Below are 12,934 nucleotides of genomic sequence, written 5' to 3'. Positions count from 1 at the left end.
CCCCCGCACCCCCGGGATATTTTCGCTCAGAAGAAGGGAACGATCCGGCTCCCGGTTTCTTCTGAGTGGAAATATCCCCGCCGGAGGCCTCCGCCGCAGGCGGACACGGAGAATGCCATGAGCCACCCCACGACCCGGATCGTCAGTTCGCTGGCCGAGATGTCGCAGCCCTATCGCTCCATCCTGTGCGATCTCTGGGGCTGCCTGCACAATGGCAAGCAGGCCTGGCCCGAGGCGGTCGAGGCGTTGCGCGGGTTCAAGGCGGGCGGCGGCAAGGTGGTGTTGCTGACCAACGGGCCGCGGCCTTGGACCGAGGTTCAGAAGCAGCTCGACCGGTTGGGCGTGCCGCGCGATTGTTACGACGCGATCGCCAGCTCGGGCGATGCCGCGCAGGAGGCGATCGCCGGGGGAGCGGTGGGGCGGAAGGTGTTCCACCTCGGCCCCGAGAAGGACCTGCCGCTGTTCCGGACGCTGCCCGAGGCCACGCAGGTGGAGCTGGTGCCGCTTGCGCAGGCCGAGGGCATCGTCTGCACCGGCCCGTTCGACGACCGCACCGAGACGCCCGAGGATTATCGCGCGATGTTCCTCGAGGCGCGGACCCGGGGCCTGCCCTTCCTCTGCGCCAATCCCGACATCGTGGTCGACCTGGGCGAGACCCGGATCTACTGCGCCGGGGCGCTGGCCAAGGCCTACGAGGACGAAGGCGGTGAGGTCCTGTGGATCGGCAAGCCCTATCCGCAGGTCTACGACCTTGCGCGGCGACGGCTGGGCGAGGTCGGCGGCAGCCTGCAGGAGACCGACATTCTGGCGATCGGCGACGGCATCGCCACCGACATCCGCGGCGCGATGCAGGAGGGCTTCGACACGCTCTTCGTCACCGGCGGGCTGGCCGCGGCGGAGTTCGGCGCCGATCCGCTGGCCCCCGATCCCGCGAAGGTCGATGCGTTCTTGCAGGACAATCTGTTGTCCGTGACCGCGGCGATCCCCCGGCTGCGCTGATTTCGGCTGCGCTACCACCTGCCCGGGTGCCCCATGCCCGGATCCGCCCGCCAAACGGCAGGGCAGTAAAATTACACCCGCAAACACATATACGAAAGATTATTACGCACAATACTTGCGCAGTTTGGAAACCGGCGCTATGCTGCACTGCAACATAAGTGACGGAAAGCGCCAGATGCTCGACAAGCCCCAGCCATTCGGACCGAACCGGAACGACAACCTGCCGCGTGGCACGATCTACATCGAGGACCTCGAGGTAGGTATGGAGCGGACGCTGCTCAAGCAGGTCACCGACCGCGATATCGAGATGTTCGCCGAAGTGTCGAGCGACCGCAACCCCGTCCATCTCGACGACGCCTATGCCAAGGAATCGGTCTTCGAGGGGCGTATCGCGCATGGCATGCTGACCGCAGGGCTGATCTCGGCGGTGATCGGCGAGCAGCTCCCGGGCCACGGCACGATCTATCTTGGGCAGACGCTGAAGTTCGTGGCCCCCGTGCGGCCCGGAGATCCGGTGGAAACCCGGGTCAAGGTGCTGGCGATCGACCATGCGAAGCGGCGGGTCACCCTTGATTGTCGGTGCCTTGTGGGCGATACGGTCGTCGTGAAGGGCGAGGCGCTGGTTCTGGCGCCCAGCCGCAAGTTCGACTGACGGCGGGCCGCCCCGCCCGGGGGCGCCGATGAGGATTGTCACGACATGGCAGGGGCTTGAGCCCCTGGATCGGGGGGCATCCGTCGCCATGGGAAATTTCGACGGCCTGCATGTCGGCCACCAGTCGGTGATCGCGCAGGCCGCCGCCGCGGGCCGCCCCGGGGGGGCGCCGCTGGGCGTCATCACCTTCGAGCCTCACCCGCGTGAGGTCTTCGCCCCAGACGCCCCGCCCTTTCGCCTGATGAATCGCGCAGCCCGCGCCCACCGCATGGAAAAGCTGGGGGTGGAGCGGCTCTACGAGCTGCCGTTCTCGAAGGACCTGGCCGCGATGACGCCCGAGGGGTTCGTCGACGACGTGCTGGTTGGCGGCCTTGGCGTCGCGCATGTCGTCGTGGGCGCGGATTTCCACTTCGGCAAGGGGCGCGCGGGCGATGCGCAAACGCTGGTCGACCTGGGCCATGCGCGGGGCTTCGGCGTCACCATCGCCAGGCTGGTCCAGGCGGCGGGCGAGGAGGTTTCCTCCACGGCGATCCGCCGGGCGCTGACCGAGGGCCGCCCGCGCGATGCGCACCGGATGCTGGGCCACTGGCACCGGATCGAGGGCGCCGTGCTGCATGGCGACAAGCGCGGCCGCGACCTTGGCTTCCCCACCGCCAACATGGCGATCGCCGGGCTGCACCCGCCGCATTTCGGCGTCTACGCGGTGAAGGCGGATGTGCTGACCGGTCCCCATGCGGGGAGCTACCTCGGCGCCGCCAGCCTTGGCGTGCGGCCGATGTTCGGCGTGAACACCCCGAACCTGGAGACCTACCTGTTCGATTTCTCGGGCGATCTCTATGGCGCCGAGATGTCGGTCGCGCTGGTGGAGTATCTGCGCCCGGAGATGACCTTCGACGGGCTGGACGGCCTGATCGCGCAGATGAACGCCGATTGCGCCCGCGCGCGGGACGTCCTGGCAGCGGTCTGACCCTTGGCGCACCACCTGCGCCCTTTCCGGGGCCGACAGCGCCCCTTCCCACGATTGCCCGATGATCTTCTGACCGACACCTGACGGGCGTTGCGGCCTGCCGGTTCACCATGCGACGTGGGCTATTGCGCGGCGTGGCCAATGGTGCAGGCGCCGTGGCATTCGGCGCCCGGGGCCTCGACCTGCAGCGTCGCATGGGAAAGGCCGAATTCGCGCGCAAGGATGCGGCGCACCTCGGCCTCGGCGCCGTCTTCCGTCACCACGATATGCGCCTCGACCGAGGTGCTGCGCTCGTCGATCTGCCAGAGGTGCAGGTGGTGGATGCCGTCGACGCCCTGCACCGCGCGGATCCGGTCGGTCAGCGCGACAGCCTCGATGTCCGGCGGGGCGCCCAGCATCAGGATGCGGATCGCGGGGCCGATCTCGCTGACTGCGTGCCACAGGATCCAGGCCGAGATCGCCAGCGTCACCACAGGGTCGACCCAGCGCCAGCCGAAGGCCATGATCAGCAGGCCCGAAACCACCACCGCGACCGAGGTCCCCGCATCGGCGAGGTTGTGCAGAAAGGCCGCGCGGATGTTCATGCTTTCCTTCGACAGAGCGAAGGTCAGCGCCGCGGTGGCAAGGTTCACCACCAGCGCGATCGCAGCCAGCACGACGACGATGCCGCCGGCGACCTCGGGCGGATTGAAGAGCCGCAGCACGGCCTCGCCCGCCAGCCAGACCGAGATCAGGATCAGCGAGGTGTAGTTGACCAGCGCCGCCACCACCTCGGCCCGGCCGTAGCCGAATGTCATGGTGCTGTCCGCGGGACGCCGGGCGATGCGGCGCGCGGCATAGGCGATCACCAGAGTCGCCGCGTCTGACAGGTTGTGGATCGCGTCGGCGATCAGCGCGACCGAGCCCGAGACGATGCCACCCGCGATCTGCGCCACCGTCAGGATCAGGTTGACCGCCACCGCCAACGCCACCCGCCCGTCGCCCGCGTCGGGGTCGAGATGGTGGTGATGGTGCCCATGGGAATGGCCGTGCCCGTGAGAGTGGCCGTGGGAATGGTCGTGATGCGCGTGATCGTGGGGCATGTCCTACCTGAAGTTCGGTGCGCGTTCCTGCATGTTTGCCATCACCATCTCTATCTGGTTCGGCCCGCCGATGATACCCGCCTGCAACTCTGCCTCTCGCCGCAGCCCGGCACCGGGCGGCATGGTCCAGGTCTCGTCCACCAGCGCCTTGGATCCCGCCAGCGCCTCGGGCGAGCGGGCGGCAAGATCGGCCGCCATAGTCCGCGCGGCCGCCAGCGGATCGGCCGCGATGCGGGTCAGAAGGCCCAGGGATTGCGCCTCCTCTGCATCCAGAACCCGCCCGGACATCATCAGTTCCTTTGCAAGATCGGCGCGCATCAGTTTGGGCAGCGACTGGGTGATCCCCATGTCGGGGATCAGACCCCATTTCGCCTCCATCACCGAGAACCTCGCCCCCGGGGTCGCGATGCGGAAATCCGCCCCCAGCGCCAGCTGCATCCCAGCGCCGAAGGCCACCCCCTCGATCGCCGCGATCACCGGGACGGGCAGCGCGGCCCAACCGGTCACCGGCGCCTGGAAGCGGTTCGCGCCGGTCGCGTCGGCCTCGGCCATCTGCGCCTTCACCGCCGAGAGGTCGGCGGCGAAGCCCTGCATCACCGACAGGTCCAGCCCGGCAGAGAAACAGCCCCCCGCGCCCGACAGGATCACCGCCCTGAGGCCCGCGCGGCCCTTCAGCCCCCGCGCCGCCGCGGCGAGCGCGTCGAACACCTCCATCGTCCAGGCGTTCTTCTTCTCGGGACGGTTGAGCGTGACCTCGGCCACGCCGCCTTCGCCCATCGTCACGAGCACCGGCTCTGTCATCGGCTCTGTCATCGGCTCTGTCATCGTATCCTCCCCGTCGGCCTGGCGCCATCATGGCGCGGTGCGGCCGGGCGCGAAAGCGCGACGCCGGGTCAGGTAGCCGGCGATGGCGGCGGGGATCGGCGGCCGGGGAGCAATGGGGGGGGCGCCTCATGGCGGGCGACCGCAGAGTGGTTGGCGGCGGCAGTTGAGTATTTGGGCCAAGATGAAGGGGAACAATCCGGGCCGCCGCGGGTCAGTCGCAGCAGCCCCCGCCGGCGAGGTCGGACAGGATCGGGCAATCCGGGCGGTCGTCGCCCGCGCAACAATCGACAAGATGCGAGAGCGTGTCGCGCATCGCCTGAAGCTCGGCGATCTTGGCGTCGATGGCGGTCAGGTGCTCCTGCGCGATCCGCTTGACGTCGGAGGACGCGCGGCCCCGGTCCTCGTAAAGCGCCATGAGCGCGCGGCATTCCTCGATCGAGAAGCCCAGAGAGCGGGCGCGGCCGAGGAAGGAGAGCTTGTGCAGATGGGTCTCGGCAAAGTCCCGGTAGCCGTTGTCGCGGCGGTCAGGGTGGATCAGGCCGATATCCTCGTAATACCGGATAGTCTTGGGCGGCAGGCCTGCGCGGCGGGCGACCTCGGCGATGTTCATGCGTCTTCTCCCGTCATGTCCCGTTTCCCATCATGTCCTGTTGCCGGTCGGCCAGGGCCCCGCGCGTTTCAGGCGCAGGGCGTTCGAAACGACGATGACAGACGAGGCGGCCATGGCGGCGGCGGCCAGCATGGGCGACAGCATCGGCCCGCCAAACGGCGCCAGGATGCCCGCGGCCACCGGGATCAGGACCACGTTGTAGCCGAAGGCCCAGCCGAGGTTCTGGCGGATGTTGCGCATCGTCGTGCGCGAGAGCTGCACCGCCTGCGCCACGCCCGCCGGGTCGCCCGACATCAGGACGAGGTCGGCCGTCTCGATCGCCACGTCGGTGCCGGTGCCGATGGCGATGCCGGTCTCGGCGGTGGCGAGGGCGGGCGCATCGTTGATGCCGTCGCCCACGAAGGCCAGCGCGCCGTGTTCGGCCTGCAGCGCCTTCACCGCGTCGACCTTGCCCTCGGGCAGGACTTCGGCCACCACCTTGTCGATGCCGAGGGTCCGGGCGATGGCCTGAGCCGTGGGTTCGGCATCACCGGTGACCATCGCGGTCTTGAGGCCCAGCCGGTGCAGCGTGGCGATCAGCTCGGCCGCGCCGTCCTTGACCGGGTCGGCCACGGCCAGCGTCGCGACCAGCGCGCCATCGAACGCCGCGTAGAGCGGGGTTTTCCCCTCCACGGCCAGCCGATTGGCAGTGTCGGTCAGCGGCGCGATGTCCACCCCCTCGCGCTGCATGAGACGGGCATTGCCCAGAAGGACGCGGCGGCCAGAGACCGTGCCCGAGACACCGTGCCCCGCGATTACGGCGAAGTCCTCGACCGGGGCGGGGGCGGCCCCCTCTTGCTCGGCGGCCTTCAGCAGGGCGCGGGCGACGGGGTGTTCCGATTTTGCCTCGATCGCGGCGGCGGCCGACAGGACCGTGGCCCGGTCGACCCCCGCGGTCGTCACGAGGTCGGTGAGCGCCGGGTGCCCTTCGGTCAGGGTGCCGGTCTTGTCGAAGGCCACCACCTGCGCCTCGCTCAGCCGTTGCAGCGCCTCGCCCTTGCGGAACAGAAGGCCCAGCTCCGCCCCGCGGCCCGACCCCACCATGATCGAGGTCGGCGTGGCGAGGCCCATGGCGCAGGGGCAGGCGATGATCAGCACCGCCACGGCGGCGACCAGCGCATGCGCCAGCACCGGCGCCGGGCCGAAGATCAGCCAGATCCCCAGCGTCACGAGCGCCGCGGCCATCACCGCCGGCACGAACCACATGGTGACCTTGTCCACCATCGCCTGGATCGGCAGCTTGCCGCCCTGCGCATCCGACACCATGCGGACGATGCGCGAGAGGGTGGCCGCCTCGCCCGTCCGGGTGACTCGGAACGACAGCGCGCCCTCGCCGTTGACCGTGCCGCCGACCACCTCGTCCCCCACACCCGTCTCGACCGGGGCGGGTTCACCGGTCAGCATGGAACGGTCGATCCACGAGCGGCCCTCGGTCACCTCGCCATCCGCGGCGACGCGTTCGCCCGGGCGCAGTTCCACGATGTCGCCCTCGCGCAGCTCGGCCACGGGCAGGTCGATCGCCTTGCCCTGCCGCACGACGCGGGCGGTGGTCGGCGCAAGGCCGATCAGCTTCGAGATCGCGGCACCGGCCTGGCCCTTGGCGCGGGCCTCCAGCGTGCGACCAAGCAGGATCAGCGTCACGATCACCGCGGCGGCCTCGAAATAGACGTGGTCGGTGCCCGCCGGCAGGACGCCCGGGGCGAAGGTCGCAACCGTGGAATAGGCCCAGGCGGCGGTGGCCCCCAGCGCCACGAGAGAGTTCATGTCGGGCGCCGCGCGCAGGAGCATCGGCACACCATGGCGGAAGAACTGCCGCCCCGGCCAGGCCAGCACGATGGTGGTCAGCGCGAACTGGATCACCCGGTCCGCCGTCTGGCCGATCGTGGTGTCGATCAGGTGCTGCACACCGGGCACGAAATGCGCTCCCATGGCCAACAGGAACACCGGCAGGGTGAGGCCGAGCGCGATGAGGAAGGCGCGCCGCTGGGCGGCCATCTCCTCGTTGCGCTTGAGGCTGGCGTCGCGGGGCGCGCCGGTGTCCAGCGGATGGGCGTCATAGCCCGCCCGCTGGACGACCTGCGCCAATTCCGTGGGCGTGGCAGCGCCCGAGTACAGGTGCACCACCGCGCTGCCATCGGCAAGGTTCACCTCGGCCCCGGTGACGCCCGGATAGGCCTTCAGCGCACGTTCGACCCGCCCCACGCAGGAGGCGCAGGTCATGCCCTCGACCTCAAGCCGCGTGTCTTCGGTCTCCACCTGATAGCCGGCCTTCGCCACCGCCTCGGCCAGCGATCTGGCGTCGGTGCCCTCGCCGTATTCGGCGTTGAGCGTCTTCATCGCCAGGTTGACGTTGGCCGATGTGACGCCGGGCAGCGCGGCGGCGGCGCGTTCGACACGGCCCGCGCAGGAGGCGCAGCTCATGCCCTCGACCTGAAGTGTTGTACTCTGGCTCATCTTTTCCTCGCGGGTTTTCGCGGTTCAGATGAGGAGATAGGAGTTCCAGTCACTGGAAGGTCAAGGGGGCGCCCCGGTTTTGATGTGCGATCGGACCTCGGGGAAACGTCCCCGATCTTCCGTCGCTCCCGATCTTCCGTCGCTCCCGGTCTTCCGTCGCTCCCGGTCTTCCGTCGCGCCCGCGCCTGCCCCCGGCGGACGGGCGCCCGCCCCGCTTTCCCTGCTGGGACCGGGCCGCCTTCGCCCATGAAACGCGCAGCCGGGGCGCCGCCGCCGCCCGAACGACGGCCGGGGCTGGCATCCTGCCGCAGATCGGCCTAGGCCATGGGCAACAGATGGAGTCCCCCATGACCGCGCCGCGCGCCCCCCTCACCACCGTCGAGATCCTCGACAAGCTCATTTCCTTCGACACGGTCAGCGACCGGCCCAACCTGTCGCTGATCGAATGGATCCGCGACACCCTTGCCACTGCGGGGATCGAGGCGACGCTCGTGCCCGACGCCACCGGCACCAAGGCCAATCTCTACGCCACGGTGGGCCCACAAGACCGGCCGGGCGTCATGCTCTCGGGCCATACCGACGTGGTGCCGGTCGCCGGCCAGGCCTGGACCCGCGATCCCTTCCGCATGACGGAAGAAGGCGGGCGCTACTACGGCCGCGGCACGACCGACATGAAGGGCTTCGTCGCCAGCGCCATCGCCGCGGCCATCGCCGCCGCCGGGCGCGATCTGCAAACGCCGCTCCATCTCGCCTTCAGCCATGACGAGGAGGTCGGCTGCCTCGGCGTGAGGTCCCTGATCGCGCTGATGGAGGGCGCGCCGGTGACACCCGCGATGTGCATCGTGGGGGAGCCGACGCAGATGCAGGTGGCGACCGGGCACAAGGGCAAGACCGCCCTGCGCGCCACCGTCACCGGGCGCGAGGGGCATTCCGCCCTTGCACCGCTTGCCCTGAACGCGCTGCACCTCGGCGCCGAATTCATCGGCGCGATCCGCGCGGTACAGGACAAGATCGCCGCCGATGGCCTGAAAGACGGCGATTACGACGTGCCCTATACCACCGTCCATGTGGGCAAGATGTCAGGCGGCGTGCAGGTGAACATCGTGCCCAACGCCTGCGTCCTCGACTTCGAGATCCGCGCGCTGGCCGAGGACGACCCACAGGCGATCATTGCCGATCTGCGCGCGCGGGCCGAGGCCATCGTCGCCCCACGCCGCGCCGAGTTCCCCGAAGCCGCGATCGAGATCGAGGAGCTGTGGAATTATCCCGGCCTCGGCACGCCCTCGGACGCGGGGGTGGTGAATTTCGTCAAGGGGCTGACCGGCGCGAACGGCACGATCAAGGTGGCCTTCGGCACCGAGGGCGGCCTCTTCTCCCAGCGCCTCGGCATTCCCACCGTGATCTGCGGGCCGGGCAGCATGGCGCAGGGCCACAAGCCCGACGAGTTCGTCACCGCCGAACAGCTTGCCCGCTGCGACGCGATGCTGGCCTCGCTGACCGCCCGGCTGGAAGGCGGTCTCTGACGCCCCCTCCGACGCGACACCCCGGCGCGCGGCCATCACATTCCGCAACTTGAATTTGATGACAGGAATGGCTAGATGGGACGGGAACGGCCGGGCATTCCGCCCGGTCCCAGATCCGGAGCGATCCATGACCCTCGACCGTGCCGTCCTCGCCTTTGCCGGGCTGATGATCCTCGTGAGCCTCGGCCTCGCCCTCTACGTCTCGATCTACTGGCTGTGGTTCACCGCCTTCATTGGCGCGAACCTGATCCAGTCGGCCTTTACCGGGATCTGCCCCGCCGCGATGATCTTCAAGGCGTTCGGCCTGCGCGAAGGTTGCGCCTTCCGCTAAGTCCCTGCCCCGCCGCCGGACCCCGCGCGAACGGCGCTATTCGTCGCCCGGCACGCCGTAGCTCGGCGCCTCGCGCGGATCGAGGGCGCGGGTGACATAGGCCTCGGCCTGGGGGGCGTAGACCTCCCAGGCGGCCGCCAGATCGGCGATCGGGCTGTCGGACCAGTCGATCCTGAGATCGACGACCGGCCAGTCCTCGCGGTCGACGACCAGCAGGCCCGCCGAATGCACCGGCCCGGCCTCGCCGCCCGCCGCCAGCCCGGCGCCGAGCGCAGCCATCAGCCTGTCTCCCAGCGCCCCGCCGGCCGCCTCGAACCCCGCGACCATCGCCGCGGGCACCCCTGCATCGGCCAGCAGGTTGCCGCCCGCGGCGCAATCCCTGCCCTGCGCCTCGGCCCAGGTTCCCAGCGCCTTCGCGCCGGAATGGATCGCCACCCCGCCATGCCGGTCGACCGCAAGCAGCTGGCGATAGTCCGGGTGCGCCATCTCGCGCGCTAGGATCGCCACCGCCTCCGCGGCACGCGCGCCCCCGGCCATGAGCGACAGCGCCCGCGGCCCCAGTCGCGGATCGGTGACGTTCTGGCTGGCCACCGCCCCCACGCCCGCCCTGGCGTGCGAACAGCGCGCCGCCACCGCGGGCGACGAGGACGAGATCACCATCCCGAAACGCCCGGTCTCCGGGCAGCGCGCAACAAGCGAAAAGGTCATCGTGATCCCTCCTCGGACGAGCGGGCGGCTAAGACGCCCGACCGCCCCTCGTGTGAAAATACGCGGCCTCGCCCCCCCTGCCCGGGGGGAGAAGATACCCCGGCTCGAGGGTTCGATTCCGGGCCTTGCTCAATCCGGGATCACCGCCGTCGCGTCGATCTCTACCAGCCAGCCGGGGCGGGCCAGCGCCGTCACCGTCACCCCGGTCGAGACCGGGTGCACGCCCTGGATGTATTCGCCCATGGTCCGGTAGACCGCCTCGCGGTGGCGCACGTCGGTGAGATAGACCACCACCTTCACGAGGTGCTCCATCCGGCCGCCGGCCTCTTCGATCAGCTGGCGGATGTTCTGCATCACCTTGTGGGTCTGCGCCACCGGATCGGCGCTGGCGATGTCCTCCGACGTGTCCAGATCCTGCGGGCACTGGCCACGCAGGAACACGGTGGTGCCGCGTGCCACCACCGCCTGCGCGAGGTCGTTGTCGAGCTTCTGCTCGGGGTAGGTGTCGCGGGTGTTGAACGGGCGGATCCGGGTATGGGCCATCGCGCGGGTCTCATCGTGTGTCGGGGCGGCTGTCAGGGCGGCGGCCGTGCTCGCGGCTATCGGAGAGGCGGGTTTCGCGACCTCGGGCCCAGCCAGCGGCACGGCGGAGCGGTAGGCACGGGCGGCATAGACCAGCGGCTTGCCCTCCTCGGCCATCGCCACCTCGGCCACCTCGCCGATCAGGATGTGATGCGTGCCCACCCGCTCGGCCGAGACCAGCCGGCAGTCGAAGGACACCAGCGCCCCCCCGACCATCGGCGCGCCGGTGAGCCCGGGGCGAAAGCTGGCCGCGGCGAACTTGTCGCCCCCCGGGGCCGGCAGCCGGCGGGCGAAGACCTCGGCGATGGCGCTCTGGTCCTCGGCCAGCACGTTGATGCAGAACACCCGGTTTTCCAGGATCGCGGGCGTGGCCGAGGCGGCATGGTGGACACAGACCAGCATGGTCGGCGCGTCGCCGTCGGCCGAGACCGAGGACATCGCCGAGACGGTGACGCCCGCGCGCCCCGCTGGGCCGTCGGTGGTGACCACGTTCACCGTGGCTGCGGCGCGCGACATGCCGGCAAGAAAGCTCTGGCGAAGGGTGTCGGTCGGTATCTCGGTCAAGGCGGCAAAGCTCCGGTCGTCGTTGCGCCCCCAACGTAGTCACTTCGTCCGCGGCGGCAACGCCGATTCGTGCAGATCGGCCAGCTCGGGCCGCCATTGCGGGCAGTCGTTCCGGATCCCCGCGTCCGATGGCCATGCCCGATTACGGCGTCCGGCCCCATTCCGGGCAAGCGCCGCCCCCCTCCGCCGCCCCTCCCGCCAGCCGCATCCCCTCACTCGGGCATGCGCCCCGCGATGTAGCGGGCGAAATCGTAGTTCGGGCGTTCGAGGTGGCTCAGCGGTCCCGGCTCGGACAGCCCCGCGCAGAGACCGCGGTAGACCTTCTCGACACAGCCCTTGTCCTCCATGTTGACGTCGTCGAGAAGCGCGCGAAGCCTATCGAAATGCTCGGCCGCCTGCGGGTCGGCGACGAATTCGGGCGCGAGCCCGCCACCGTAGAGCACCCGCACGTGGCCCGGCCCGTCGGGGGTGAGCGAGAGATACCAGAAATAGCCCGGCGACAGCGTGATCATCAGCGAAGGATAGATCGAGATCAGCCAGGTCGTGCGCCGCGCGTCGCCCGTCAGCGTGGTGTTCGACGGATGCGCAAGCGTCAGATCCAGCGCGTCGTTCTTCAGGATGTAATGGTAGTTGAAGGCCGGCTCGCCCTCGGGGCAGGTCATCTTCAACAGGTCCACGGTGTGGCCGATGGTTCCCGCGTGGCAGACCGGCAGGTGGTAGCTTTCCATGAAGTTCTCGGCCAGCACCTTCCAGTTGGTGGCCCAGTGGAATTCCTTGCGGAACGCCTCGTGATACTCCTCCATGTGGAAGTCGCCGATCAACTCCGACAGCCGTGCCAGGCGCTTCGCCGGCGGGGGCGCCTCGGGGTCGAGGGTGACGAGGATCCAGCCCAGCCAGACCTCGCAGCGCACGGCGGGCAGCGCGATGGCCTCCTTGCAGAACCCCTCGTTCAACGCCATCGCCGGGGCGCCACGCAGCGCGCCGTCAAGGTTGTAGGTCCAGGCGTGATAGGGGCAGACGATGGCGCGGACATTGCCGCGCCCCTCCAGCAGAGTCGACATCCGGTGCCGGCAGACGTTCGACAGCGCGCGGATCGCGCCGTCGCGATCGCGCAGCACGACGACCGGCTCGCCCGCGATGGTCATGGTCAGGTAGTCGCCCGGCTCCGGCAGCGCATCGGCCCGCCCGGCGCAGAGCCATTCGCGCCCGAAGATGTATTCCTCCTCCAGCGCCAGGAATTCCGGCGAGGTATAGACCGACTTCGGCATCGCCCTTGCGGCCTCGAACGGCTGGGCGACATTGGCGCGCAATTCCTGAAGCGGGGTAAGCAGGCTGTCGTGGCGGGTCATCCGGGAGGCTCCGTGAGGTGGTCGCGCGAAGTGAAGCACAGCCCCACCCCCCAGTCAGCCGGAAACCGCGCCGAGGCAGCAGCTTCGGCCCGAGGTCCCGCCGCGCGCCGGTTTTCATGCGATGACGCAACGGGCCCCCGCCAAGGCACCCTGCCGTCTTCCTTGCACGCAGGTCGAAGGGCGCCCTTGGCAGAAACGGCCGGCAACCGCAGATGCGCATTGCCTGAACGGGGCAGCCAGACCGGGCAG

At 69.6% G+C, this 12,934-nt stretch carries 12 protein-coding genes and 1 pseudogene; 5 read left to right on the top strand and 8 right to left on the bottom strand.

Annotation, left to right across the window (positions count from 1 at the left end; translation table 11 throughout):
- The first annotated feature begins 117 nt into the window (after positions 1-117).
- From CVV76_RS01145 to CVV76_RS01135, 3 genes are all read left to right on the top strand, one after another.
- Positions 118-999, top strand: a complete 882-nt coding sequence (locus CVV76_RS01145; RefSeq protein WP_102222772.1) for a TIGR01459 family HAD-type hydrolase — start codon at positions 118-120, stop codon at positions 997-999.
- A gap of 175 nt (positions 1,000-1,174) precedes the next feature.
- Positions 1,175-1,651, top strand: coding sequence for a MaoC family dehydratase (locus tag CVV76_RS01140; protein WP_102222771.1), 477 nt, complete (start codon positions 1,175-1,177; stop codon positions 1,649-1,651).
- Positions 1,652-1,679: 28 nt separating this feature from the next.
- Positions 1,680-2,618, top strand: coding sequence for a bifunctional riboflavin kinase/FAD synthetase (locus tag CVV76_RS01135; RefSeq protein ID WP_102222770.1), 939 nt, complete (start codon positions 1,680-1,682; stop codon positions 2,616-2,618).
- 122 nt (positions 2,619-2,740) lie between these two features.
- On the opposite strand, the gene CVV76_RS01130 is transcribed toward CVV76_RS01135, so the two are convergent.
- From CVV76_RS01130 to CVV76_RS01115, 4 genes are all read right to left on the bottom strand, one after another.
- Entirely contained in the window at positions 2,741-3,700 is a 960-nt protein-coding gene (locus tag CVV76_RS01130; protein WP_102222769.1) for a cation diffusion facilitator family transporter, read from the bottom strand.
- A gap of 3 nt (positions 3,701-3,703) precedes the next feature.
- Entirely contained in the window at positions 3,704-4,525 is an 822-nt protein-coding gene (locus CVV76_RS01125; protein WP_199178459.1) for a crotonase/enoyl-CoA hydratase family protein, read from the bottom strand.
- Positions 4,526-4,736: 211 nt separating this feature from the next.
- Positions 4,737-5,135 (bottom strand): Cu(I)-responsive transcriptional regulator, encoded by a 399-nt coding sequence (gene cueR / locus CVV76_RS01120; RefSeq protein WP_102222768.1) that lies wholly within the window; start codon positions 5,133-5,135, stop codon positions 4,737-4,739.
- A gap of 30 nt (positions 5,136-5,165) precedes the next feature.
- Positions 5,166-7,628, bottom strand: coding sequence for a heavy metal translocating P-type ATPase (locus CVV76_RS01115; RefSeq protein WP_102222767.1), 2,463 nt, complete (start codon positions 7,626-7,628; stop codon positions 5,166-5,168).
- Between the two features lie 347 nt (positions 7,629-7,975).
- Here CVV76_RS01115 and argE point away from each other — a divergent pair, with 347 nt between their 5' ends.
- Together argE and CVV76_RS01105 are read left to right on the top strand one after the other, a co-directional pair.
- Positions 7,976-9,151: an acetylornithine deacetylase gene (gene argE / locus CVV76_RS01110; RefSeq protein ID WP_102222766.1), complete on the top strand. Its 1,176-nt coding sequence runs from the start codon at positions 7,976-7,978 to the stop codon at positions 9,149-9,151.
- A gap of 127 nt (positions 9,152-9,278) precedes the next feature.
- On the top strand, positions 9,279-9,482 hold the full coding sequence (locus CVV76_RS01105; RefSeq protein ID WP_102222765.1) for a YgaP family membrane protein: 204 nt from the start codon (positions 9,279-9,281) through the stop codon (positions 9,480-9,482).
- A 36-nt stretch (positions 9,483-9,518) separates the two neighbouring features.
- Here the strand turns inward: CVV76_RS01105 and CVV76_RS01100 are convergent, their stop codons facing one another.
- The 4 genes and pseudogenes from CVV76_RS01100 to CVV76_RS01085 form a co-directional block, all read right to left on the bottom strand.
- Positions 9,519-10,190 carry a DUF1028 domain-containing protein gene (locus tag CVV76_RS01100; protein ID WP_102222764.1) on the bottom strand — a complete coding sequence of 224 codons (672 nt, stop codon included), beginning with the start codon at positions 10,188-10,190 and terminating at the stop codon, positions 9,519-9,521.
- Between the two features lie 129 nt (positions 10,191-10,319).
- Positions 10,320-10,733 (bottom strand): RidA family protein, encoded by a 414-nt coding sequence (locus tag CVV76_RS25285; RefSeq protein WP_102222933.1) that lies wholly within the window; start codon positions 10,731-10,733, stop codon positions 10,320-10,322.
- 117 nt (positions 10,734-10,850) lie between these two features.
- A pseudogene (locus CVV76_RS25280) lies at positions 10,851-11,288 on the bottom strand (flavin reductase family protein); the annotation flags it as partial.
- A 260-nt stretch (positions 11,289-11,548) separates the two neighbouring features.
- Positions 11,549-12,685, bottom strand: a complete 1,137-nt coding sequence (locus tag CVV76_RS01085) for an aromatic ring-hydroxylating oxygenase subunit alpha (protein ID WP_102222763.1) — start codon at positions 12,683-12,685, stop codon at positions 11,549-11,551.
- Between the last annotated feature and the right edge of the window lie 249 nt (positions 12,686-12,934).

It is taken from the genome of Acidimangrovimonas sediminis, assembly GCF_002871005.1.
GTDB lineage: Bacteria > Pseudomonadota > Alphaproteobacteria > Rhodobacterales > Rhodobacteraceae > Acidimangrovimonas > Acidimangrovimonas sediminis.
Note: the sequence above shows the minus strand (reverse complement) of the source record. Positions and strands in the feature narration are given on the sequence as shown.